Raw genomic sequence first — 24920 nt, 5'->3', positions numbered from 1 at the left:
GAGTCTATACTGAAATCGCCCAACAATCTTGTGACAAATTATCAAACTCTTTTAAAGATGTATTTAAAATATATCTTTTGGGTGTATAATCGACTTATAAGTTTCGGGGAGGGGTTTGTTTGATAGATTATAACGAGAAACCATTTATCGTCATCTGGGAAGTAACACGTGCTTGTGAACTACATTGCCTGCATTGTAGGGCTGAAGCACAAATTGATCGAAATCCATATGAATTAACGACGGATGAAGGTAAAGCATTGGTTGATGATATTGCACAGATGGATGGGCCGATGCTTGTATTTACCGGTGGCGATCCTTTGATGAGAGAAGATATTTTCGAATTGTCAGCGTATGCAGTTGAAAAAGGCGTTCGCGTTTCAATGACACCGAGTGCCACACCAAATGTCACGAAAGAAAATATGCAGCGTGCAAAAGATGTCGGTTTATCTCGTTGGGCATTCAGTATTGATGGACCGAACAAACAAATCCACGATCACTTCAGGGGAACAGAAGGTAGCTTTGATTTAACGATGAACGCGATTCAATATTTAAAAGAATTAAAGATGCCATTACAAATTAACACGGTGATTAGTCGTTATAATATCGATTATTTAGAAGAGATGGCTCAGATGGTTGAAGATTTAGGATGTGTACTTTGGTCAGTATTCTTCTTAGTTCCTACGGGTCGCGGAAAAGAAAGTGATATGGTCACACCTGCACAACACGAAGAAGTATTTCGTTTCTTAAACAAATTACGTAAGACAGCTTCATTTGGTATTAAGACGACTTCTGCGCAACATTATCGACGCGTCGTGCTTCAGGAACAGATTCGTGAAATGAAAAAAGCTGGGACGTTTGATGCAATTAAATATGAAGACAGTTTAACAACGATGGATATCAATACAATTGATGGATTAGGTCGTGCCCCTAAAGGTGTCAATGATGGTAATGGCTTTGTATTTGTATCACATTTAGGACACGTTTATCCGAGTGGCCTGCTTCCTGTTTCATGTGGAAACATTCGACAAAAACCACTCAGTGATATATACGTAAACGCACCAATATTACAAAACTTACGGAACCCTGATCTATTCAAAGGTAAATGTGGGATGTGTGAATTCAGATATGTATGTGGGGGTTCAAGAAGTCGTGCATACGCCGTAACAGGAGATTTAATGGAATCGGAGCCTTTCTGTGTATATCAACCTAAAGCCTGGATACAACATCAAAGAAAGCTGAAAGCAGTTAATTAAAAAAAGTAAAAATGCTTATATAAAATGAATCAATAAACAAAAATTAAAATTAATCGGAGGAAAAAAACATGATCACTAAAGAAATGCTCGTTTCAGATATCGTAAAGCAATCGCCTAAATCAGCAGATATTTTTAGAAGTAACCGTATCGATTTCTGCTGTGGAGGTAATATCCCGTTATCAGAGGCTATCAACGAAAAAAGTAAGCCGCTTGATGCACTATTAGAAGAAATTAACGCTTTAGATAATGGTGGTGATGGAACGCTTGATGTACAGTATTTAGATAATGCAGCGCTTATCAATTACATTCAAAATAAATATCATAAACCACTTGCAGAAGAATTTAAGAACTTAATGCCTTATGTAACGAAAGTAGCAAAAGTGCATGGTGAACGTCATCCACATTTACTAGAATTAAAGGAATTGACGATGAAGTTACGAGATGAATTAATAGAACACACAAAAGATGAAGATGAAAATGTATTTCCTCTTGTCATCGAATATACAAACAATCCGACAGATGATTTAAAGACTAAACTTGCACCTCATATTGCTGAACTTGAAACAGAACATGATGGTGCAGGTAATATTTTAAAACGCATGCGTGAAATGACATCCGACTTTACTCCGCCGATGGATGCTTGTGGTACATTTAGAGTTGTATACCAACGTTTAGCAATGCTTGAACGTGATACTTTCCAACATGTACATCTGGAAAATAACGTGTTATTTGAAAGAATTAAATAGATAATCAAACAAAAAGAAACAAGTCATAATTAGACTTGTTTCTTTTTGTTTGGGTGATCATTCAGTAATCTGTTTATCATCAGCAATTCATAAATGTAATGACTTTTCATTTGATTATCATCAAATTCAGTTAAATGCTTCACACTGTTTTTAAGTAAACTCAGCGAAGGTTTATCGGGATGGTAAGAGCGATCTTTACCGAATGACTCAAAAGCTTTCATTAATTCATTAAGTGCTTTCTTTTCTTCTATTGTCATTTCAAAGGTCGTCCCATTTGGAATGAGTATCATATGATTGATATGCAGTTGAATGAGACGGTTAACATCAAGTCGATGACGTAACTTTGTCAATTCGTACTCAATTTCTAAATTTTTATGAAAATGTAGTTCCTCTTTTTCGTATGCCAGTAAAGTATCAATCTTAGCGATTAATTTATTTGTTTGCTCCATGATTGGCAATGTGCCGCTTAAATCAGCAAGATTAGCATTGATTTCAGTCGAACGCCTTACAAGCATAGACATTAACTTTGATTCCAATATATCCATAAGACTCGCAATCTGCATATGATACTTTGGTGGTAATACAAAGAAATTGACGACAGTTGCTGTCGTTAAACCAATCGTTGTTGTAGCTAGTCTTGAAAAGAAGTTAAATGCAAAATCCTGATGAATATTAGGAACCATAGCTACTGCAGTAAGACTGGCAACAAGCATGCCATCATATAACTTTAGTTTATAGCATACAAACAAAGTCAGTGTTGCAGCGATACTATAACTTAAAGCACTGTCTCCTAAAAAGTATGTACTCATTACAGCGATAAATGCCCCGAGTATAGAAGCTGGAAATCTGACAAATGCTTTCTTCAAAGAAGCGCGAGCTGTCGGTTCTATCGATACGATTGAAGTAATAACTGCAAATATCGGTGGTAAATTAAAAAATTGACATATTACTGCAGTTAAAAAGGTTGCAAGCCCGGTTTTAATCGTTCGGGCACCGATTAATTTTTTCGTCCATTTTATTTTCATTTCATCATTCCAATTTTTAAAAGTAGTATACTGCTTAATCTTTGTTATAATAAACAGTGACGAATATATGATATGGTTATTAATCAAATTAATCAATACTTTCGTATGAAATTAATCGATATTTACACATATCATATGAATAAATTTAAGTGAAAGAAGAGATAAACATGATCGTAACATCAGAAAAAGATTTACAAGGACTTAAAGAAATTGGACGTATTGTAGCACTTATACGTGATGAACTTAAGAAACAGGCGAAACCTGGTATGACAACTAAACAACTTGATAATATTGCCAAAGAATTATTTGAGGTGCACAGTGCTAAATCAGCGCCAATCACTGAATATGACTTTCCAGGATACACATGTATTAGTGTAAATGAAGAGGTAGCACATGGTATTCCGGGACCACGTGTTATCAACGATGGAGATTTAGTAAATGTCGATGTATCTGCATGTAAAGATGGCTATTATGCAGATACAGGTATTTCATTTGTTGTAGGTGAGGTTAATGACCCTATGAAACAAAAAGTAGTGGATTGTGCTGAAATGGCGTTTAATGAAGCGATGACGAAGATTAAACCTGGTGCTAAACTAAGTAATATCGGACGTGCAGTAAACGCTACAGCACGTAAAAATGGCTTAACAGTTATTAAAAACCTAACTGGACATGGTATCGGTAAAAGTTTACATGAAGAACCAAAGCATATTATGAATTACTATGATCCAATGGATAAAACTTTGTTAAAAGAAGGTATGGTATTAGCTGTTGAACCTTTCATCTCTTCTAAAGCAACAATTGTTTCTGACGGTAAAGATGAGTGGGCATTTGAGACGAAAGATAGAAGTTTTGTCGCACAAATCGAGCATACACTAGTCGTTACAAAAGATGGTCCATTGCTACTTACAAAATTAGAAGATTAATCATACTACTTTAGTTGTAGTCAATAATCATTCCACAGACGCTTATATGTTTGTGGAATTTTTTTTATAATGATGATACTACGTAACGAATGAGGTATGAATATGCAAAAGATAAAACATTACTTAAACAATACTGTCAAAGCCTGCGTTCAGAACTTTATGTACTTTAGAACGGCAACTGCCTATAAACGATTAGCCGATATTAATGGATTGAAAAACATAAAACAAAATGAAATAAAGTTGTTAACTTCTGAGAAAGAACAACTACAAATTACGCTTGAAACATATGAAATTAAACCGACAGACCATTTAAAGAACAATCGTCAACCTTTAATCAATAAACTTAATACGATTGATAATGATATTGATGAAATTGAATCATTACTGTTAAACTTAGAAGAAGAAAAAAGAAATATACAATATGAAATATTATTATTATCCAATGTAAAATAAAGAGGAAGTGTATATGTGAAACAAATTGTTAGCTCAGAGTTATTAATCATCTTTTTTACATTGATATTGTTATCGAACCTGTATTATATATTCTTTGTGAAAATTGGGATGCTGCTTGTTATTGTTGTAGCAATTGCATTGATTTACTTAAGCCAGAACATGAAAGAAAATCTGCGCGGACTTATCATTTTGTGGATTGGATTAATCATGTTGATGTTTGGTTTACTATCTAATCCATATACTTTAATCGTCTTGTTTAGTTTTATTATTATCGTTGCAATCAGATATATTATCTATAAACGTCAGCCGATGAAAGTCATCCAGACAGAAAATAATAAGATGATCATCAATAAACAATCTTTGTTTAGCTTTCAGTCCACACCAGACAAAGTGTATAAATTTGAAGATATTAATTTGCAGCATGCGATTGGTGATTTAAATATTGATTTAAGTCAGGCAGCAAATCTAAAAGAGATTAATATTGTAGTTGTGCGCAATATGATTGGTAAAACTACTATTACTATACCTTATCACTACCAAGTAAAAGTGGATTATACAACGATGTATGGCCAACTTAATATTCAGGATGCGTATACTAAGAAGGCACGAAATGAAAGATTGACCTACGAATCAGATGCATATCCTAACAATGTGGTGATCAAACTTTTTGTATCATCTATAGTAGGGGATTTAGAGGTGCAGTACCGATGAATAACTATACGAGAATGATTGGATCTTTATTGATTCTTACCTATAGTCTAGCCGTAATATTTTTCTTGCTAGATCGTATTTTTGTAAATATCATCTACTTTCAAGGCATGTTTTATACACAAATCGTTGGAGTACCGGCTATACTGTTTTTAAATGTTATCGTAATACTCGCCTGTATTATTATGGGTTCGATACTTGCATATCGCCAAAATGAGCAATACTCGGATATTCAGGAAATGATATCGCGTCTTGGTGACGGTGAGAAGATTACGCTGGATAATTTAAATCAGGATCTAGAAGTTATTGAAATCATGAAAACTTTAGAAAATGTAAGTACAATCATCGAAGACGTTAAACGTCAAAATCAGCTTGTAATCAATGATGTTCATACATTAAACGAAGAGACTGTGAAGCAAATTGTAGAAGAGGAGCGTCAGCGACTTGCAAGAGAATTACATGACTCGGTAAGTCAGCAGCTTTTTGCGGCAAGTATGATGCTATCTGCTTTAAAATCAGCAAATCATGCTGAACAGGTAAGCAAACAACTTAATCTATTAGAGAAGATGCTCCATGAATCACAATTAGAAATGAGAGCGTTGCTATTACATTTAAGACCAGTCGGTTTAAAAAACAAAACGTTAGAACAAGGATTAATACAGCTTATTAAAGAATTGAAGCAAAAGATACCATTAAATATCAATGCGGATATTGAAGAGATTAAACTTGAAAAAGGTGTAGAAGATCATCTTTTCCGAATTGCTCAGGAGTCAATATCCAATACGTTACGACATGCTAAAGCTGAAAATATTACGATTGAATTATTTAGAGCAGGTAACCGAGTTATATTGAGAGTAACTGATGATGGTTTAGGTTTTGACATTAATCAAATAGATGATACGAGGTACGGGTTACATACGATGAAAGAAAGAGCCTTAGAGATTGGTGGTACTTGTCACGTTATTTCAGCACCACAGTCAGGCACTCGAATAGAAGTAAAAGTCCCGATCAAGGAGGAATAACATGCGCATTTTATTTGTAGATGACCATGAAATGGTTAGAATCGGTATTTCAAGTTATTTATCCATGCAGGAGAATATCGAAATTGTTGGAGAAGCGAGTAACGGCAAAGAAGGGATTGAAAAAACCTTAACGCTTTCTCCGGATATTGTATTGATGGATATGGTAATGGATGAAATGGATGGTATTGAAGCGACGATTCAAATTAAAGCCAGGATGCCTAAAGTAAAAGTGATTATGCTGACAAGTTTTATCGAAGATAAGGAAGTTTATCGCGCTTTAGATGCTGGTGTAGACAGTTATATTCTTAAAACAAGCAGCGCAGAAGAAATTCGTGATGCGATTTATAAGACATATGCTGGTGAATCAGTATTTGAAAAAGAAGTAATGGCTAAGATGAGATATCGTCTGAATCAAAAAGCTGAACTGCATGAAATGCTTACTGAACGTGAAAAGGAAATCCTTTTACTCATTGCAAAAGGATATTCTAATCAGGAAATCGCTGATGCTAGCCATATTACAATTAAAACAGTTAAGACTCACGTGAGTAATATTTTAAGTAAATTAGAAGTACAGGACAGAACACAGGCGGTCATCTATGCATTCCAGCATGATTTAATTGAATAAAAAGAAGAGTGAAATGCTGTAATAAGCATTTCACTCTTTTTAAAAGGTTATTTTTCTACATGATCATATCCATTAACCAGTAATTCTACTTCACCTGTATGCGGTTCGATTACGAGGCCGTGCACTGGTACTGAGCGATCGAAAAGCGGGTGGTTGTATACGAGTTTAACGTTTTCTCGGACGTTTTCATAAACATCGTTAAACCCACCAAGAAAATGATCAACATCAATACCGGAATGAATGATAGTATCCATCACTTCTTGTTTGATACCTCGGCCTATCATCGTTGATTTTACTTTATCAACGTCAAGAGCACCCATACCACAGTCTTTATGACCCATAATAATGATTTCTTCAGCACCTAATGCATAGATACCTACAAGTAAGCTACGCATAGTAGATCCATAAGGATGAGTAATTGTAGCACCTGCATTTTTAACAGTTTTTACATCACCATTTTTTAAGCCAAGTGCTTTAGTTGATAACTCCTGTAATCTTGTATCCATGCACGTTAACAGTACAGCTTTCATCGCTGGGACTTTAGAAGACGCATATTGCTCATAATGTTTATTCTCTACAAAATTTTTGTTGAATTCAAGCATACTAGATAATAAAGTCAATGTAATCCCTCTTTCATTATTATTGCTGAGATGATAGTTTCTTCTCATGTATTATAGCATTAATTTGAGCTCCGATAATAATGATAAATCCAGTTAAATATAACCATAACATTAAGACGATAACCCCTCCAATACTGCCGTATGTTTTAGAGTAGTTACCAAAGTTACTTACATAATAACCGAATAAGAAACTTGCGCCAATCCATACAATTGTTGCAAATAATGCACCAGGAATTACAGATTTAAACTTTAATTTTATATTTGGTGCAATTGCGTAAAGTGTAACAAACACGATAAATGTAATAATTAATGGAAGTAATACTTTAATTAAAGAAAATACCCATTTAAATTGTGATTCTAAACCGAACTGCCCGAATAAATAGTTACCAATTTGTTCACCGAATACAGGTAATGCAAGCGCCACACCGAATACCACAACCATAACTACAGTGAATAATACACTTAATAATTTAGCAACGATTGGATTACGCGCATCTTCAACTTCGTATGATACATTGAATGCATTCATTAACGCAGTCATTCCGTTAGATGCTGACCAAAGTGCAGCGATTAAACCGAATGATAGTAAGCCGCCGTTTGCATTTTTCATGACATCAGTAATAACTTCTGTAATCATCTTTGAAGTTTCTCCTGGTGCGTTCTTGGCAATCATATTCGTAATAGTATCAGGAGAAACATTAAATAACGGTATTAATGTTAATAAGAAGATTAACATTGGGAATAAAGACAATAAGAAATAATAAGCAAGTTGTGCTGATAATCCAGCAGCGTCATCTTTCCCAATTCTAAATAATAATTTGTTTAAGAAATTACCGTTATGCTTATACTTTGCAGGTTTGTTAATTTTAGAAACATACAGTGTTTCATTTTCTTTTTTTGCTTGTTTTGATTTAAAACGTTGACTGTTTACGTAATACTCGTCTTTGTTAGACAATTTGTTTTTGTCTTCAGCCTCCAAATTATTAGACTCAGGACCTTTAGCGGCCTGAGTCAGAAATTTAGAGGTGCTTTTTTTATCTTTCGACATATTTCCACCTCATTATTAAATTGATTTAAGAAATTATCCGTTTGGACCAGAGATTTTCTTCTGGTTACGTTTTTGAATGAACGTATCTTTTGCATCTAAAATAGCACGTTCTAATTCTGGGTTATTACGACGAATTTCATCGATTGTTTCTTTCCAGTATAATAACTCATCTTTTAAATTTTTAGCTTTCGCTTTTGTAGATGGAGCTGGTGTAATACCGTTTTGTTTTGTTGATTGAACTTGATTTTTAACCGAACTACGTGTCTTTTTATCAATCATTGATACTGCGGCACCGATAATAGCACCAGCAATTGTTGCAGGGATTAATTTGTTATTCATAATTGTTCTCCTCCTAAATTGTAAGAAATGGTGTGTTTCACACCTATTAATTATTATATAGCCATTTGTTGAGATTGATAAACAAAGAAATATCAAAAATAAAAAATTTTATATTATTCATTTTTTGAATTGTTTGATAAAATAGATTTTGTATGAAATTTGAAAGAGAAGGTGCTAACGATGAATAAAGAACAAATGGTCAATGAAATCATTCAAAAGTTAAAATTAGTAAATGTCGGTGTTATAAAGCCTGAATCTATTGACGATAACAAAATTGATGAATTAAGAGAGATACATGAGATGGTATCAAAAAGAGATAGCTTTTCACCAAGTGAGATGAGTGCTTTAACAGATGCATTAGGACAACTAAGAAAATAATATTTATATAGAAAAGGGGATAACTTATGAGTTACAACAAAGAAGAAAAATTACAAAAATATGCTGAATTACTTGTCAAAGTCGGAATGAATGTTCAAAAGGACCAGCGTGTATTTATTCGTGCAACAGTCGATGCAAAAGATTTTGTACATTTAATCGTAGAAGAAGCTTATAAAGCAGGATCAAGTGATGTTAAAGTATCTTATGGTGACGACCGTCTGGCGCAATTAAACTTCCAGTATCGTGATCAGCCTGCATTTGAAAATGTACCACAGTATTTAATCGATGAGCGTATGGATTACGCCAGAGATTATGCAGCACAATTAGCATTAATCTCTTCAAGTCCAGAAAATTTAAAAGATGCAGATCCTGCAAAAGTGGCAGCCAATATGAAAGCTTATGGTGCAGGCTTTAAAGAATATATGAAGATGATGCAATCAGACCAGTTCTCATGGACAGTTGCAGCATATCCATCACCAGCCTGGGCAAAATTAGTATTCCCGGAATTAGAGCAAGCTGAAGCGTTCGATAAATTATTAGATGCTATTTTAGAATCTGTGCGTATGAATGAAGCAGATCCTGTTCAGGCGTGGGTTGAACATAATGATAATCTGCATACTAAAGCAGACTATTTAAATCAGAAAGCTTATGTGGCATTGCATTATACAGCACCAGGAACTGACTTAAAAGTTGGACTTCCGAAAGGACACATTTGGAGTGGTGCTTCTAGTATCAATAAAGATGGTACGTCATTCATGGCAAATATGCCAACTGAAGAAGTATTTACGGTACCTCACAAAGATGAAGTTAACGGTACAGTATCCAGCACATTACCGTTAAGCTATAGTGGCAACATTATCGATGAATTTACTTTAACATTTAAAGACGGTGTCGTCGTTGACTTTGATGCGAAAGTTGGTAAAGATATTTTAGAAGGATTATTAAACTCAGATGAGAACGCAAAAAGATTAGGTGAAGTCGCATTAGTTCCACATGATTCACCAATTTCAAATTCAAAGATTCTTTACTATAATACTTTATTTGATGAAAATGCATCTTGTCATTTAGCATTAGGTTCAGCTTATCCTTTCTGTATCGAAGGTGGTAAGGAAATGAACGATGAAGAGCTAGCAGCACACGGTTTAAACAATTCCATTACACATGAAGACTTTATGGTCGGTTCTGCTGAAATGAATATTTCAGGGATCACAGCAGACGGACAAGAAGAAGCAATCTTTGTAAATGGAAATTGGGCGTTTTAATTTTTAAAATAAAGTGATATGATGATATTATTATTGATATAAGAGGAGGATGGTCATGTCAGTACCTATGATGTGGTTAGTAGTTATCGCATTCTTATTTGTGATCTTTACTTTCGGTGGATTTATTATGATGGCTTTAATCAATGCATTTGATTCAAGAGAATCAGATATTATTGATACACCTGAAGAAGCTTTAGAAAAGAAAGTTTTTGCTGACGATTTACATTAATAACTTTTAAAGAGATAGATTTCTATCTCTTTTTATTTTTTGTGCTGGCGACAAAGGAAGATTACCGTTAGCTCGAAACAGATTATAATCTTGCATATACTAAATAAGACTTTTAAATAAAGTAATAGAATTGAGGTATGACGATGACAGAACGATTAAAAAAGCCGATGAATGCATCAAAGACAGTAAAGACGAAACAAATATTCCCAACGGATACGAACCATCATAATACATTATTCGGTGGAAAACTCATGACATTGATTGATGATGTGGCAAGCATTGCTGCAACGCGACATTGTGCATGTTCAGTAGTAACGGCAAGTACGGATTCAGTTGACTTTTTAAAGCCAATACGTCCTGGTGAAGTAGTCACACTCGAAGCGTTAGTGACTTATACAGGTACGTCTTCTCTGGAAGTTTGTGTACAAGTCATTTCAGAAAATGTTATCAAGCAGACAAAACATTTAGCCGCGATTAGTTTCCTGACTTTTGTGGCATTGGATGAAAATAATAAACCGGTCGTTGTACCTGAAGTCATTGCGGAGACAGAAGATCAAGTTTGGCTAAATGAAACAGGGAAAGAACGTGCAGAATTTCGTAAAAGCAGAAGAGATAAAAGTAAAGAACTATTAAATTTCTTCGAGAAAAATATTGAAGTATAAAGAACGAATCCGGATTGATTTCCGGATTCGTTTTATTGTTTATATATCTCATTCACTACTAAAAATTCAACGCCTTCATCAGTAAAGTTGTACCAGTAATGAGGTTCGTGTGCATCAAACATATAAGATGCGCCAGGCTGTAATTCTAACCGTTTAGTACCAACTGTAAGTGTCAAAGTTCCTTTGATACAGTAAATAAATTCAACACCGGCATGTTGACTCGAATCATCCTGACTCGCACCAGGCTGTAATACAACACGAATTGGTGTAAATGCGCCAGGTACGCCGTTTGATAAATTCTGATATGTAAATGATTTCGTAAGTTCTGAAGCATCAACTTCTATCTTTTCAACAGTTGTCGTATGGAAGAAATAGCTTGGATGAATTTCTAATGCATCTGCAATCTTTCTGAGTGATGCCATCGTTGCGCTGCATTTGTTTGTTTCTAACTGTGAAAGAAAAGCGATAGAAACGCCGGTTTCATCCGATATGTATTTTAAAGTTTTATTCTGTTTCTTTCGAATTTCTCGTATCTTTTCCCCGATTGTCATATGAATAACACCCCTAAAATATACTTTATATATCATTATACATGAAAATTAGTATCAAATAATAAGAATATTTCAAAAAAACTAATTATTAATAAAAAAAGACCCGCAATGGGTCTTAATGAGATATCATTATTGATTCATCCTAATTTCATTTGCTTTAAAATCAACATTCGGATAATACATATTTTTAACGAGTAGATTCGGTCCTAAACATTGCACTTTTGGACAGTGGCAATTTAGGGATTGATTGAGCGCACTTACTTTCCACTTATCATAGATATCTTGAAGTGACGTCGTATTAATATTTTCAATTGTGCCCGTCTCATCGCCAAAGTCCGTCACAATTACATCACCGGTAAATACGTTAACATTTAATCTTGAACGCCCATCCGGATCATTACGAACCGTAACATTTTTAGCGTTATTTACTTCTTCCAGGAATAATAAATCATCTTTATCCAATGAACAAGGGAGAATAGGTAACGTTCCGAATAACATCCAAGTTTCCTGGTCTCTAAATGAAAGTAACTTTCTGATTGCAGCTTTCGTTTCTTCAGTTGTTAGTACATTTAAGTCGCTCGCAAAGTCTGATGGGTACATCGGATGTACTTCATGACGAGCACATTTCATATCATTTACGATTTCATTATGTATCTTTTCGAGATATGGTAATGTGTTTTTGTTTAACATCGTCTCAGCGGAGACAAAAATACCTGCTTCAGATAATTTACGTGAATTCTCAATCATCTGTTCATAGAGCTTATAGCGTGCAGCAAGTGGGGGCTTCTTATCCATTACGTGGAAACCAACTTCTGCAAATTCATCGATTGTACCCCAGTTATGAGAAATATGCATGACATCGACTAAGTCAATAATTGGTTCATAACGATCATAATTAATCGTTAGATTTGAATTCATTTGTGTATAGATACCACGGGCCTGGGCATATTTTAAAATTGGAATAACCGTTTCTTTAATTGATTTCTTTGAGAACATCGGCTCTCCGCCTGTAACACTTAAAGTAGAGAGATATTCAACTTCATCCAGACGTTTGAAAATGGTCTTCATATCAATTGTGTCCGGATCTTTTAATTGCAATGTATAACCGACAGCACAATGTGCACAACGCATATTACATAATGTGGTCGTTGTAAATTCAATGTTTGAAAGTTTCGTTTCACCATATTTTTCAACGTCGTTATATGCTTCCCAAGGATCATTGTGAATTGAAATTTTGTCTTTCAATTGTATCATTTTTAGCCTTCTTTCCAGTAATCGTCTTTTTCTATTATGAACGTGTGAGAATGTTTGTCAATAATAAATACATTGAAAGTTTAAGGAATCTGTTACATAATGAATACATTCATAGAATAAAAAAGGAGCACATTATGACTAAAGATTCTTTAGAAGAAATTAAAGTAAAATTAAATGATTTTATGGAGACGATTGATTCAGTAGACCCTGAAACGACAGATATTCATGATATCGATGAATGGTTAGCGTTACTTGATCAGTTAGAACAGAAAGTAAAATCTATTCAACAATAAGGAGATAAGTTATGGCAGATATACAAGTAAAGATCGGTCAGCAGTTTCCTTTAACAATTAAAAGACTCGGTATAAACGGCGAGGGAATAGGTTATTTTAAAAGGAAGATTACATTTGTTAAAGGGGCATTACCTGGCGAAGTAATCGTGGCACAAGTTACAGATATTAATCATAAATATTTAGAAGCAAAGATGGTTAAGATTCGTGAAAAATCAAGAGAGCGCGTGAAACCACCGTGTAATGTATTTGATCTATGTGGTGGATGTCAATTACAGCATCTTTCATATAATGGTCAATTGAAATATAAGAAACAGATCGTTGAAGATGCTATTACTAAATACGCACCACACGTTAAGCTTGATGCAATTAAAGATACATTAGGCATGGCAAATCCATTTGGCTATCGAAATAAAAATCAATTCCCAGTGGAGAAATCAGGACGAAAAATTCGTGCAGGACTATATAAAGAGCATTCTAATACTTTGATTGATTTACATGAATGTATCGTACAAGATGATCGTACGATGAAGACGACTAATGAAATCAAGAAGATTATGAGTGAACTGAATATAGAAGTTTGTAAAAATCCTTCGCGTGATGTTGGCGTTCGACATATTATTACCCGTGTAGCACTTGCGAGTGGAGACTTGCAAGTAGTCTTCGTAACAAATACGCGCGATTTAAAGAAGCAGGACTTGTTAGCAGAACGTGTGATGCGTTTACCTGGTGTTAAAGGTGTTGCATTAAATATCAATAAAGAGAAGACATCGATTGTAATGGGCAATGAGACTATCGTTATTGCTGGTGATGAGACGATTCGTGAAACGTTACAAGATCACGTGTATGACTTATCAGCAGAAAGCTTCTTCCAGTTAAATCCGAAACAAACTGTTGTACTTTACAAAGAAGTAGAACGTGCTGCTGGATTGACAGGCAAAGAAAATGTTGTTGATGCATTCTGTGGAACAGGTACGATTGGTATCTGGTTAGCGGACAACGCCAAAGAAGTACGTGGAATGGATACGAATGAAGATGGAATCGTTAATGCCATTTATAACGCTACTGCAAACAATAAAGATAATTGTAAGTTTGAAATTGGTGATGCATCAGATAAACTTGATGAATGGATTAAAGACGGATTCTATCCGGACGTTATTACAGTAGATCCTCCAAGAACAGGCCTATCTGAAGAAACGATTCAACTGATCAATGAAATTAAACCGAAGACATTCGTCTATACAAGCTGTAATCCCTCAACACTTGCTAAAGACTTAGCGCATTTAACGAAAGCATTCCAGGTGGAGTACATTCAGCCAGTGGATATGTTCCCGCAAACAGCGCAAGTGGAAGCGGTTGTAAGACTTGTACGTAAAAGGAAATTAGGGAAATAACAGTTACATCCATAGTAATTTGCTATGGATGTTTTATCATTTTTAAGACGGGTAAATAATACTATAACGATTTTAGGAGGAATTTATATTATGACTAAGAAAATCGCAGTAGTATTAGACAATTTATTTGAAGATGTGGAATTTACGAGCCCGGTTGAGGCCTTTAAAAAAGAAGGACATGAAATTACTGTTATCGGTAAAGAGGCAGGTAGCACAGTAAAAGGTAAAAAAGACAATACAGAGGTAACAATAGATAAAGCAATCGGTGATGTTAAACCTGAAGACTTCGATGCTTTATTAATCCCAGGTGGATTCTCACCAGATATGTTACGTGGTGATGAGCAAGGACGATTCGGTGAATTTACAAAAGCATTCGTTTCAAATGAAAAACCTGTATTCGCCATCTGTCACGGTCCACAATTATTAATCGATACAGATTTATTAAAAGGTAAAAAGTTAACAAGTTACTTATCAGTACGCAAAGATTTAGAAAATGCTGGCGCAACAGTAGTAGACGAATCAGTTGTTGTAGATAGCAATATCGTAACATCACGTACACCAGATGATTTAGAAGACTTTAATCGTGAATCATTAGCATTATTAAAATAGAATATATTTTTTACCAGCTGACATTTGTTAGCTGGTTTTTTTGTGTGCTAGCGATAAACTTGAAATATCGCTAGCAATTGCCGAAAAAGAATCGAAATTAAAGAGATGCTAGCGATAAACCTAGAATATCGCTAGCAAATGCCACAAAAAGACCGAAATCAAAGAGATGCTAGCGATAAACTTGAAATATCGCTAGCAATTACCACAAAAAGAATCGAAATCAAAGAGATGCTAGCGACAAACCTAGAATATCGCTAGCAAATGCCACAAAAAGAATCGAAATTAAAGAGATGCTAGCGATAAACCTAAAATATCGCTAGCAAGTAGCGAAAAAAGAACGAAATTATAGGGATGCTAGCGATAAACCTAAAATATCGCTAGCAAGTAGCGAAAAAAGAACGAAATTATAGGAATGCTAGCGATAAACCTAAAATATCGCTAGCAAGTAGCGAAAAAAGAACGAAATTATAGGATGCTAGCGATAAACCTAAAATATCGCTAGCATAAACACCAACACCACCTCATACAACCCAAGACTGATTTTATGCATTTACTGCTTCTTTTAATTCCAAACATTTAACCGTGGTGGTAAGATAAAATTAAGAAAAGAGGTGCTTACAGTTGAGAAGAAAGAAACGTGGATGCGGTTGTGGTTGTTTTTCTATTTTATTAATTCCAATACTTTTAATGATATTATATGTCGGTTTTAATGTATATAAAGGCTTTCAGGTCGATATCAGTGAACTTCGAGCAATTGAGCAACAGCAAACTTACGTCGCGACTAAAGATATGCAACCTTACGTTAAGAATGCTTTCATCGCTGTTGAAGACAAACGATTTAATACGCATGACGGAGTAGATTGGTTTGGTACTGCACGTGCCATTATTGTCTCTATCAAAAACGGAGAAGCGTCACAAGGTGGTAGTTCAATCACCCAGCAACTTGCGAAGACGTACTTCTTTGATAATGAAAAGTCTATTTCACGAAAGATTAAGGAAGTTGTCGTCGCAAAGCGTATAGAGAATAACTTCTCTAAAGATCAGATTATGAGTTATTATTTGAATTCTATTTACTTTGGTAATAATCATTATAATATTGAAAGTGCTGCGAACGCAGATTTTAATGTCAGTACACATAAAGAAAATCAATATTACCCTCAAATAACAGTACTCCAAAGTGCCTTGCTGGCAAGCAGTATTAACGCACCATCTGTTTACCATCCAGAAGCTTATCAATCAGACGCTGCTTTAAAGACACGTACTAAAGAAACACTACAAAAGATGATGGATCAGAAATTTATTGATCAAACGCAATATAATGAAGCTGTAAGTGGGTTATAATATGTATAAGGTTAACGCTAAATATTCATTTAGCGTTATTTTTATGGAGGTTTTATGATGGAGAAAAAAATCACCAAAATAGAAGTACAGAAAAATAATAAAGAACGCTTTAACTTATATATCAATGGTGAATTTTTTGCAGGTATAGATGCTGCTACTTACGTTCATTTTAATTTGAAGAAAGATTTAGTGCTTACAGATGAAATGCTGATTAAAATAGGTGAATATGATGGATATCGTGTAGCTGTCAATAAAGCAATTCAGTATTTATCCTATAAGAAGCGAACTGAAAAAGAAGTACGGGATTATTTGATAAATATAGAAGTTAATCCACAGGCGATAGACAAAGCAATCGATTATTGTAAAGTGAATGGTTATATTAATCATGAGGATTATTGTGTCAGCTTTATGAATACAATGCTAAATACGACTGATAAAGGCCCTGTTATCTTCGCTCAGAAATTAAAGGAACTTGGTGTAGAGCAAAATTTAATCGATAAATATTCATATCAATTTGAAACTGAAGTTACTGATGAAAGAATAGATAAAATTGCTGCTAAAATAACAAGAAAGTACGAAAAAAAGCAATCCGCACGTATGATTCAACAAAAAATAATGCAAACTCTGATTCAAAAAGGTTATAATTTGGATATTGCAAATGATGCTTTAAAAAATGTTAAAATGGAATCAAACGAAGATGCCCTTCAAAAAAATCTTGAAAAAGAAGTCAATCGTTTAGCACGTAAACATGAAGGTTTTGAACTAAAGCAAAAAGTCATTCAAAGCATGATGAGAAAAGGTTTTGAATACGATATAATAATAGAACGTTTAAAGGATAGTGGACTCGAATGAATGAGAAAAAATTAATCGAAATGAATGAACATGAATTACGTGAGATTGTTGGTACTTATCGTGAAAAAGCAAGAAAAGCTGAGACGATGGGGATTGTAAATGAATATGAAGTCTGGATGCGTAAAGCTTTAATTGCAGAGAGCTATATGGTTGATACAAAAAAGGTTGAAATCGGTAAAGTGTATCAATTGATCGGAAATCAGAAAGCATACTTTAAAGTTGAGCGCATTAAAGGCGTATTTGCGTGGGGATTCAGATTAGGTTCCCAATTAGATGAAGAAGGGATACCTTTGGCACTGTTACAGCTTGATGCTTAAGGAGAATAAAAATGTCAAATAATATTTTAGTGAGACTGGTAAATGTTACAAAATACTTCCGTCATGTCAGTGGATTCTCGAAGTTTAGAGATATTATTATGCCTGAATCTAAAAACCATCATGTGGAAGTTAAAGATGTTACGATACATCTATATAAAGGGGAGATTTTAGGTTTAATTGGACTACCGAACTCTGGGAAATCCGTCATTGGTAAATTAATATCGAAAGTTGTTGAACCAAATGAAGGACGTGTAAAAAACGATCATCCGACTTTTTTAGCGAGTCATAACCATATTCTTGATGGAGAATCATCAGTTAAGCAATTGATTGAATCTATCTTCTTATCTTATAATCTTCCGTTAAATTTATTTAATGAAAAACGTAAACATGTCCTTGAATTTAGTGGTTTAAAAGATCAGGAGAAAAAATCAACAAATGATTTAACGACATCTGACCGCTCTAAGTTAATGATAGCATTGGCTTATTTTTTAAAGCCGGACGTGATTATATTTGATGATTTATATCAACATCTTGATGATGTATTTAAAGAAAAATTTGGCATGGTGATTGATTTACTTGTTAAGGAAGGCAAATCAATCGTATTAATTGAGTCAGATATTGACTTTATTCATTCTAAAGCAAATTATATTACCTGGATGAGTCATGGACAGGTGAGAAAGTCTGGTACGCCAGCTGAAATTATTCCAATATATAATACATATGTTAAAGAATATAATAGTTGCCGTAATGAGAGTGAAAGAGAACTATTTGACTTGAATTATAAGATGGCCAGATCACTTGATCATGATGAAGGTGATAAATTAAGTCGCATAAAACGTTATGGTAGCGTTATTGTAGATGAAAGTCTACAAAAGCTGCTTACAACGAGTGCGCTAATACTGTTTGGTATTGCGCTAATGTTCGTATTATTATTGAATAATATCGGTGTACCAAGTAAAATTACTGCTACTGAGGAAAGTAGTATCGTCGAAAAGCCTAAGAAAGAATATATCGATAAATATGCATTCGGCGTAACAAATAAAGAAACGAAGCTTACAAATACATCAAAAGATGTTAAGTTACCAGGTAATACAATACTAACGATTTCTGGCTTAAATGAAAAAGTTTACAGAGTCGATTTTGCGGGCAGTACAATGGATGTTAATAAAAAAGATATTACTTTTATCAATCCAGCTGCACTGTATGATGAGCATACGTATAGTGAGCTTGAAGATTATATGTACGGTAACTATGTTAACTTTAGAGAATTCTTTAATGGTTATTTAGGCAAAAGCCATGCAACAATCAATAAAGAGTTATATCCGGAAACAAAAGATCGATATAAAGTTAAATTAACAAAGAATAAAATTAATCTACACTTTAACGATACCAATTATATGAACGGTATTAGTTTTCCGATTGAAAATGCAGCGGGTTTAAAAAAGAAATTTGGCATTCAATCAGATGAATGGATCGTAAAAATTGGAGAGGGATATGGCATTGCAGACTTTTCGAAGAATGAATGGCTATATATTCAAATGTAGGTGTGAATCATGAATGAATTATTAAACACAATCAAATATATTCCACATACAATTAAAAATGCTTTAATTGAGATTTACTATAACCAAAAGCTTTATTCTATCTGGTTATTGATTAACCTACTATTAATTGCAGCGACTTTTTTGTTACTTAATATTACCGAAAGTCTGCCGATTGAAAAATTATCTAAAGTATGGTCGCTTTCTGGTTATTTAGTATTCTTCTGGATCGCATGTTCTGTATATTTTTCAATGAAGATGTTACAGACAAGAGGGTTTATGCTAAATATTACAAATACACCGACATATGTATTAACGACGGTTCAGATTATTAATTTTTTCTTGTTGTTTATATTATCTTTATTGATGCTGTTGCTTATTTCAGCGACAAATAAATTAGAGATGGATACAAGTTTTCTGTGTATAATGTACTTTTCATTGTTAACATTTTTATTATTGATGCCAATATGTACGTTACTTGCTTTAACGTCACATTTAATTCGTAATATGCGCTGGATTATCATTGGGATTTTGGCGGTTATTTTTATTAGTGTGCCTATTTTATGGATTCCATCAGATTTACCTGAATTTGTTGTAAACATATTAAAGCTTAATCCATTTTATTTTGTAGTGAATGGTATTGAGGAGTCTGTTGTATTAGGAACAACACCTTTTCTTAATTTACCGAGTCAGATGATTTTCATCTTCGAACTTATATTAATTTACTTGTGGTTTGGCTACCTTTACAAAATTCTAAAGGATGAAATCAATGTCAATAAATCAGTGATGACTGATAATGAAGATAACATTAAGAATAAAGACAATAAACTGAACGTAAGAAAAATTAACTTCAGCAAAATAAAAAATAAAAAATAGAGTAAAAGATGCGAATACTGCATCTTTTACTCTATTATTTTTACACGGCCGCGTAATAATTTTTTTTGTAATTTATCTTCAGAGAACACCCATCCGGTATAACTATGTGTTACCTTGTAATCTTTATTTAGTACTAATATGGCTACAAAAGAATAGTGTCCTTTCTTTAAATAACGTAAATCAATAAAACGCAGTTCATAGCTAGTTTCTGTTTTTGTGACTGTCCAGCGGTAAATTGAGCTAAAATTAATGAATGCTTTAAAATTAGGATCATTCTTTGCATCCTGCATATATTTTGCTTCTGGAAAAGGTACACGTTTAAAGCGGTCATTGAAGTTAACAGAACGCTTATAACTACGACCAATGTAATCATGTGTATTTGTCTGGATGGCTACTCGCCACTCAAAGAAACGTATCGTAGGTGCAACGAAAGTTTTGATAATTCTTTCGTCTTTCGGTATCAATTTAATGGCTGCACGTTTAATCGATTGTTGAAGTATACGTCTAATGATATAGTAGATTACTAGTATAATAATTAAGCTCGTAAAGATATAAACGGGATTTCCACCAAAGTACCACAAAGTGATTGCACCAATATGCAATAAGAAAATGATGGGATCAAACGTATTGATAATGCCAATTTGAATCCATTTCTTCGTCAGCGGTCTTAGAGCCTGCGTACCATATGAATTAAAGATATCAACAAACACGTGTAGAAAGACGGCAATTTGTGCCCATAACCATATATGGAAATATTGATTTTCTTTAAAGATAAAACTCACTAAAATTGTAATGAGGATTGGCCACATCAATGTAAATGGAATTGAATGTGTAATACCTCTATGGTTATTGATATATACGGCATTATTTTTAAATTTTAGCACTGTATCAATGTCAGGAATCTGACTTCCGACTATCACTGTTGTAACGATAGCAGGGTACATTGTTGTAACTGCCGGATCAATCGTTGATAACCCTGCAAGTGCAACGCCCATAACGACATGAGTAGCTGTATCCATATGAATCATCCCTTTCATATACTATTATAAGCGAAAGTTCATAGAAACATGAACGAAATTAATCGAATTAACAATAAATTTAGAAAGTTGGTTGTTATGAAACATAAAGCAACGTTTAGTAAAGATTTATTAAAGTGGTTTGAACAGAATAAAAGACAGATGCCGTGGCGTGAGACGAAAGACCCATATAAAATATGGTTGTCTGAAGTCATGCTGCAACAAACACAAGTAAATACTGTTCGTGCCTATTACACAAGATTTATCGAGCGTTTCCCGAGTATTGATATACTTGCTGAAACACCGATTGATGATGTCGCAAAATATTGGGAAGGTTTGGGCTATTATTCACGCATTAGAAATTTCCATCAGGCAATTCGTGATGTAAAAGAACATTACAATAGTGAAGTACCGAATGACCCGACTACATTCCTCTCATTAAAAGGTGTTGGTCCATATACACAGGGCGCAGTGATGAGTATTGCATTTAATCATCCATTACCGGCAGTGGATGGCAATGTATATCGTGTATTTGCAAGACTCGATAATGATCACTTTGATATAACTAATTCAAAAGCACGACGTCATTTTGAATCGAAAGTAATGGAAGTGATGCCGGAAGCAGCAGGTGACTTCAATGAAGCGTTGATGGAACTGGGAGCAACGGTGTGCACTCCGAAAGCACCTTTATGTATGCTTTGTCCCGTTCAAAGTCACTGCGTGGCTTTTGAAGAAGGAAGTGTATTAAATTTACCAGTTAAGTTGAAAAAAGTTAAGAAAATTGTTCAGCAATATAAAGTTCTGATTATCCAAAAGGATGGACAGATCATTATTGAACAGCGACCTGAAACAGGTTTACTGGCATCGATGTGGCAGTTTCCGATGTTTGAAATGGATACACATGTAAGTGATATTGAAGAACAAATGGATATGTCATTGTTTATTGAAGACACACCAATAGTTAAGACGAAACATCAATTTACACATCTAGAATGGCAGCTTGAAGTATATATTGCACATACGAAAGATATCATACCTGAAAACTATCAACTCATTTCAGTTGAAGATAAAAATTTATATAATTTTCCGGTATCGATGACTAAAATCTTTAATTATTATATTGATAACAATCATCAAGTTTAATTTCGTTTATTGAGGCCTTTATTATGTTATAATTTAAAATGCAAATATTATAAATTATAGGTGGTGTGGAATATGGTCAAAGAATCCATACCAAATGAAGGCCAGAATGTGCAGATACAAAGTTATAAACATAATGGGAAAATTCACAGAGTCTGGTCTGAAACAACGATTTTAAAAGGGACGAATCATGTTATCATTGGGGGTAATAATCGCACACTTGTAACTGAAAGTGACGGTAGAACATGGGTTACAAGAGAACCAGCTATCGTGTATTTTCATTCAGAGTATTGGTTTAATGTCATTTGTATGTTTAGAGAAGATGGTGTGTATTATTACTGCAACTTATCATCACCATTTATTTACGATACAGAAGCCATTAAATACATTGATTATGATTTAGATATTAAAGTCTATCCTAATGGTAAGTATCACTTATTGGATGAAGATGAATATGAACAGCATATGAAACAGATGAACTATCCAAAAGAGATTGATGAGATCCTAAGGCGAAACGTTGATATTTTGCAGCAATGGATTGAGAGGAAAAAGGGACCATTTGCGCCGGATTTCATAAAGGTCTGGCAAGAGCGATTTCATTTCCAGAAAAGAATGAAAGATTAAATCAACCTATCATTAGGTTGATTTAATTTTGTTAAGGGAGTTTTAATATGATAAAACGGTATATGCAGTTTGTTAAACCTTACTGGATGTTGATTATTTTGACCATTGCCATCGGAATTCTGAAGTTTGGTATACCTTTAATGATTCCATTACTGATTAAATATGTGATCGATGATGTAATCAGTAATGGTGCCATGACAATTGAAGAGAAAAAGTCAGCATTGATGAATGTAATATTAATCTTTGGGTTTATCTTTGTTGTCATCCGTCCGCCTGTAGAATATTATAGACAATATTTAGCACAGTGGACAAGTAACAAAATATTGTATGATATTAGAAAGAAACTATATAAACATTTGCAGGCACTAAGTGTCAGATTTTATTCTAACAATAAAGTTGGAGAAGTTATTTCACGTGTAATTAACGATGTAGAGTCAACGAAAGACTTCATCGTTACTGGATTGATGAATGTCTGGCTGGATCTTGTTACAATCATCATCGCACTTGCAATTATGTTTATGATGGATGTGAAATTAACATTAATTTCATTGATCGTCTTCCCTTTCTACATGTTTAGTATCTATTACTTCTTTGGTAATCTCCGCAAATTAACACGTGCACGAAGTCAGTCTCTAGCAGAAGTACAAGGTTTCTTACATGAACGTGTGCAGGGTATGACTGTTATCAAGACCTTTGCAATTGAAGAGGAAGAGAATGAACGATTTAATAAACGCAATAAAAATTTCCTGAAGAAAGCAACTGACCATACGAAATGGAATGCGAAAAGTTTCGCAGTCATCAATACGATTACGGATATCGGTCCGCTGCTCGTTGTAGGGTTTGGTGCGTATCTCGTGATTGAAGGTGACTTAACAGTAGGTAGTTTAGCAGCATTTATCGCCTATCTCGACCGTTTATACGGACCGTTACGTCGATTAGTATCATCATCAACGACGCTGACACAAAGTTTAGCTTCGATGGACCGTATGTTCCAGCTCTTTGATGAGCCATATGATGTTAAAGATGAACCGCATGCGCGTGATATCAAAGTTCAGCACGGTGATATTACATTTAAAAATGTAGGATTTAAATATAATGAAAATGATGAAGAAGTGTTACATCATGTCAATCTAGATATCAATAGCGGTGAAACTGTAGCTTTTGTGGGTATGAGTGGTGGCGGAAAGTCAACGATGATTAGTTTAATACCAAGATTCTATGATGTGACAAGCGGTGAAATTGAAATTGATCACGTACCATTAAAGGATTATTCAATTGAAAGTTTAAGAACACAAATTGGCATGGTCATGCAGGATAATATACTGTTTTCTGAATCAATCAGAGAAAATATATTACTCGGTAAACCAAATGCGACAGAAGAAGAAATGATCTATGCAGCAAAACTTGCTAATGCTCATGATTTTATCATGAGTTTACCAGATGGTTACGACACAGAAGTTGGTGAACGTGGTGTTAAATTATCTGGTGGTCAAAAACAACGTGTAGCTATTTCACGTGTATTCCTAAAGAATCCACCGATATTAATTCTGGATGAAGCGACAAGTGCACTTGATCTTGAAAGTGAAGCGGTTATACAGGAAGCACTGGAAACGTTATCGAAAGATAGAACAACCGTGATTGTTGCACACAGACTATCTACGATTACACATGCAGATAAGATTGTCGTGATTCAGAATGGTGAGATTGTTGAAATTGGTACGCATCAGGAACTAATGAATAACCGTTCACATTATTACAATTTATATTCTATTCAGCATTTAGAAGCAGAATAGTGTGGGGTGTTTGAGCCCCCTATGTATGA

At 34.3% G+C, this 24920-nt stretch carries 29 protein-coding genes; 22 read left to right on the top strand and 7 right to left on the bottom strand.

Going from position 1 to position 24920, the window contains the following annotated elements; all coding sequences use genetic code 11:
* Nucleotides 1-119 precede the first annotated feature (119 nt).
* Both HT586_RS10110 and scdA read left to right on the top strand, forming a co-directional pair.
* Nucleotides 120-1253, top strand: a complete 1134-nt coding sequence (locus HT586_RS10110) for a TIGR04053 family radical SAM/SPASM domain-containing protein (RefSeq protein ID WP_203545726.1) — start codon at nucleotides 120-122, stop codon at nucleotides 1251-1253.
* Between the two features lie 68 nt (nucleotides 1254-1321).
* A complete protein-coding gene (gene scdA, locus HT586_RS10105; protein WP_096075928.1) occupies nucleotides 1322-1999 on the top strand; it encodes an iron-sulfur cluster repair di-iron protein ScdA in 678 nt (225 codons plus the stop codon).
* Between the two features lie 29 nt (nucleotides 2000-2028).
* Here scdA and HT586_RS10100 read toward each other — a convergent pair whose 3' ends face one another.
* Nucleotides 2029-3024, bottom strand: coding sequence for an FUSC family protein (locus tag HT586_RS10100; protein ID WP_096075929.1), 996 nt, complete (start codon nucleotides 3022-3024; stop codon nucleotides 2029-2031).
* 167 nt (nucleotides 3025-3191) lie between these two features.
* On the opposite strand from HT586_RS10100, the gene map reads away from it, so the two are divergent.
* From map to HT586_RS10075, 5 genes are all read left to right on the top strand, one after another.
* Nucleotides 3192-3947, top strand: coding sequence for a type I methionyl aminopeptidase (gene map / locus HT586_RS10095; protein ID WP_188018438.1), 756 nt, complete (start codon nucleotides 3192-3194; stop codon nucleotides 3945-3947).
* Nucleotides 3948-4049: 102 nt separating this feature from the next.
* Entirely contained in the window at nucleotides 4050-4400 is a 351-nt protein-coding gene (locus HT586_RS10090) for a hypothetical protein (protein ID WP_133354912.1), read from the top strand.
* Between the two features lie 15 nt (nucleotides 4401-4415).
* Nucleotides 4416-5111, top strand: a complete 696-nt coding sequence (gene liaF, locus HT586_RS10085) for a cell wall-active antibiotics response protein LiaF (RefSeq protein ID WP_203545725.1) — start codon at nucleotides 4416-4418, stop codon at nucleotides 5109-5111.
* Nucleotides 5108-6130 carry a sensor histidine kinase gene (locus tag HT586_RS10080; RefSeq protein WP_096075933.1) on the top strand — a complete coding sequence of 341 codons (1023 nt, stop codon included), beginning with the start codon at nucleotides 5108-5110 and terminating at the stop codon, nucleotides 6128-6130. Before liaF ends, HT586_RS10080 begins: the two co-directional genes overlap by 4 nt.
* 1 nt (nucleotide 6131) lies before the next feature.
* Nucleotides 6132-6755 carry a response regulator transcription factor gene (locus tag HT586_RS10075; RefSeq protein WP_203545724.1) on the top strand — a complete coding sequence of 208 codons (624 nt, stop codon included), beginning with the start codon at nucleotides 6132-6134 and terminating at the stop codon, nucleotides 6753-6755.
* Between the two features lie 47 nt (nucleotides 6756-6802).
* Here the strand turns inward: HT586_RS10075 and HT586_RS10070 are convergent, their stop codons facing one another.
* From HT586_RS10070 to HT586_RS10060, 3 genes are read right to left on the bottom strand one after another with little or no spacing between them, the layout of a single operon-like run.
* Nucleotides 6803-7375 carry a beta-class carbonic anhydrase gene (locus HT586_RS10070; RefSeq protein ID WP_203545723.1) on the bottom strand — a complete coding sequence of 191 codons (573 nt, stop codon included), beginning with the start codon at nucleotides 7373-7375 and terminating at the stop codon, nucleotides 6803-6805.
* Nucleotides 7376-7394: 19 nt separating this feature from the next.
* Entirely contained in the window at nucleotides 7395-8423 is a 1029-nt protein-coding gene (locus HT586_RS10065; protein ID WP_203545722.1) for a YihY/virulence factor BrkB family protein, read from the bottom strand.
* Between the two features lie 33 nt (nucleotides 8424-8456).
* The gene (locus tag HT586_RS10060; RefSeq protein WP_096075937.1) at nucleotides 8457-8762 is read right to left on the bottom strand and encodes a YtxH domain-containing protein; all 306 of its coding nucleotides are present in this window, start codon (nucleotides 8760-8762) and stop codon (nucleotides 8457-8459) included.
* 180 nt (nucleotides 8763-8942) lie between these two features.
* Between HT586_RS10060 and HT586_RS10055 the strand changes: the two genes are divergently transcribed.
* The 4 genes from HT586_RS10055 (at nucleotide 8943) to HT586_RS10040 (ending at nucleotide 11293) form a co-directional block, all read left to right on the top strand.
* Nucleotides 8943-9140, top strand: coding sequence for a DUF1128 family protein (locus tag HT586_RS10055; protein ID WP_111746404.1), 198 nt, complete (start codon nucleotides 8943-8945; stop codon nucleotides 9138-9140).
* Nucleotides 9141-9166: 26 nt separating this feature from the next.
* Entirely contained in the window at nucleotides 9167-10402 is a 1236-nt protein-coding gene (locus HT586_RS10050; RefSeq protein WP_203545721.1) for an aminopeptidase, read from the top strand.
* A 55-nt stretch (nucleotides 10403-10457) separates the two neighbouring features.
* Entirely contained in the window at nucleotides 10458-10631 is a 174-nt protein-coding gene (locus HT586_RS10045; protein ID WP_203545720.1) for a hypothetical protein, read from the top strand.
* Between the two features lie 143 nt (nucleotides 10632-10774).
* Nucleotides 10775-11293 (top strand): acyl-CoA thioesterase, encoded by a 519-nt coding sequence (locus HT586_RS10040; protein WP_203545719.1) that lies wholly within the window; start codon nucleotides 10775-10777, stop codon nucleotides 11291-11293.
* Between the two features lie 32 nt (nucleotides 11294-11325).
* On the opposite strand, the gene HT586_RS10035 is transcribed toward HT586_RS10040, so the two are convergent.
* Both HT586_RS10035 and yfkAB read right to left on the bottom strand, forming a co-directional pair.
* The gene (locus HT586_RS10035) at nucleotides 11326-11844 is read right to left on the bottom strand and encodes a helix-turn-helix domain-containing protein (protein WP_203545718.1); all 519 of its coding nucleotides are present in this window, start codon (nucleotides 11842-11844) and stop codon (nucleotides 11326-11328) included.
* Nucleotides 11845-11973: 129 nt separating this feature from the next.
* Nucleotides 11974-13098: a radical SAM/CxCxxxxC motif protein YfkAB gene (gene yfkAB, locus HT586_RS10030; RefSeq protein WP_203545717.1), complete on the bottom strand. Its 1125-nt coding sequence runs from the start codon at nucleotides 13096-13098 to the stop codon at nucleotides 11974-11976.
* A 134-nt stretch (nucleotides 13099-13232) separates the two neighbouring features.
* Here yfkAB and HT586_RS10025 point away from each other — a divergent pair, with 134 nt between their 5' ends.
* The 8 genes from HT586_RS10025 (at nucleotide 13233) to HT586_RS09990 (ending at nucleotide 20318) form a co-directional block, all read left to right on the top strand.
* Nucleotides 13233-13391, top strand: coding sequence for an SE1561 family protein (locus HT586_RS10025; RefSeq protein WP_096075943.1), 159 nt, complete (start codon nucleotides 13233-13235; stop codon nucleotides 13389-13391).
* 11 nt (nucleotides 13392-13402) lie between these two features.
* Nucleotides 13403-14782, top strand: coding sequence for a 23S rRNA (uracil(1939)-C(5))-methyltransferase RlmD (gene rlmD / locus HT586_RS10020; protein ID WP_203545716.1), 1380 nt, complete (start codon nucleotides 13403-13405; stop codon nucleotides 14780-14782).
* A 90-nt stretch (nucleotides 14783-14872) separates the two neighbouring features.
* A complete protein-coding gene (locus HT586_RS10015; protein WP_099581104.1) occupies nucleotides 14873-15391 on the top strand; it encodes a type 1 glutamine amidotransferase domain-containing protein in 519 nt (172 codons plus the stop codon).
* A 621-nt stretch (nucleotides 15392-16012) separates the two neighbouring features.
* Complete coding sequence (locus HT586_RS10010; RefSeq protein WP_203545715.1) at nucleotides 16013-16732, top strand: glycosyltransferase; 720 nt, start codon at nucleotides 16013-16015, stop codon at nucleotides 16730-16732.
* 57 nt (nucleotides 16733-16789) lie between these two features.
* A complete protein-coding gene (gene recX / locus HT586_RS10005) occupies nucleotides 16790-17584 on the top strand; it encodes a recombination regulator RecX (protein ID WP_203545714.1) in 795 nt (264 codons plus the stop codon).
* Entirely contained in the window at nucleotides 17581-17901 is a 321-nt protein-coding gene (locus tag HT586_RS10000) for a YfhH family protein (RefSeq protein ID WP_096075948.1), read from the top strand. The genes recX and HT586_RS10000 overlap by 4 nt, the downstream gene beginning before the upstream one ends.
* Before the next feature lie 11 nt (nucleotides 17902-17912).
* Entirely contained in the window at nucleotides 17913-19445 is a 1533-nt protein-coding gene (locus HT586_RS09995) for an ATP-binding cassette domain-containing protein (protein ID WP_203545713.1), read from the top strand.
* A gap of 9 nt (nucleotides 19446-19454) precedes the next feature.
* Nucleotides 19455-20318, top strand: coding sequence for a hypothetical protein (locus tag HT586_RS09990; RefSeq protein ID WP_203545712.1), 864 nt, complete (start codon nucleotides 19455-19457; stop codon nucleotides 20316-20318).
* Between the two features lie 26 nt (nucleotides 20319-20344).
* Here HT586_RS09990 and HT586_RS09985 read toward each other — a convergent pair whose 3' ends face one another.
* Nucleotides 20345-21337: a metal-dependent hydrolase gene (locus tag HT586_RS09985; protein ID WP_203545711.1), complete on the bottom strand. Its 993-nt coding sequence runs from the start codon at nucleotides 21335-21337 to the stop codon at nucleotides 20345-20347.
* 96 nt (nucleotides 21338-21433) lie between these two features.
* Between HT586_RS09985 and mutY the strand changes: the two genes are divergently transcribed.
* From mutY to HT586_RS09970, 3 genes are all read left to right on the top strand, one after another.
* Nucleotides 21434-22477: an A/G-specific adenine glycosylase gene (gene mutY / locus HT586_RS09980; RefSeq protein ID WP_203545710.1), complete on the top strand. Its 1044-nt coding sequence runs from the start codon at nucleotides 21434-21436 to the stop codon at nucleotides 22475-22477.
* Between the two features lie 72 nt (nucleotides 22478-22549).
* A complete protein-coding gene (ntdP, locus tag HT586_RS09975; protein WP_096075953.1) occupies nucleotides 22550-23098 on the top strand; it encodes a nucleoside tri-diphosphate phosphatase in 549 nt (182 codons plus the stop codon).
* A 47-nt stretch (nucleotides 23099-23145) separates the two neighbouring features.
* On the top strand, nucleotides 23146-24891 hold the full coding sequence (locus HT586_RS09970; protein ID WP_203545709.1) for an ABC transporter ATP-binding protein: 1746 nt from the start codon (nucleotides 23146-23148) through the stop codon (nucleotides 24889-24891).
* The last annotated feature ends 29 nt before the right edge of the window (nucleotides 24892-24920 follow it).

The sequence above is a fragment of the Macrococcoides bohemicum genome, from assembly GCF_016865215.1.
Classification (GTDB): domain Bacteria; phylum Bacillota; class Bacilli; order Staphylococcales; family Staphylococcaceae; genus Macrococcoides; species Macrococcoides bohemicum.
Note: the sequence above shows the minus strand (reverse complement) of the source record. Positions and strands in the feature narration are given on the sequence as shown.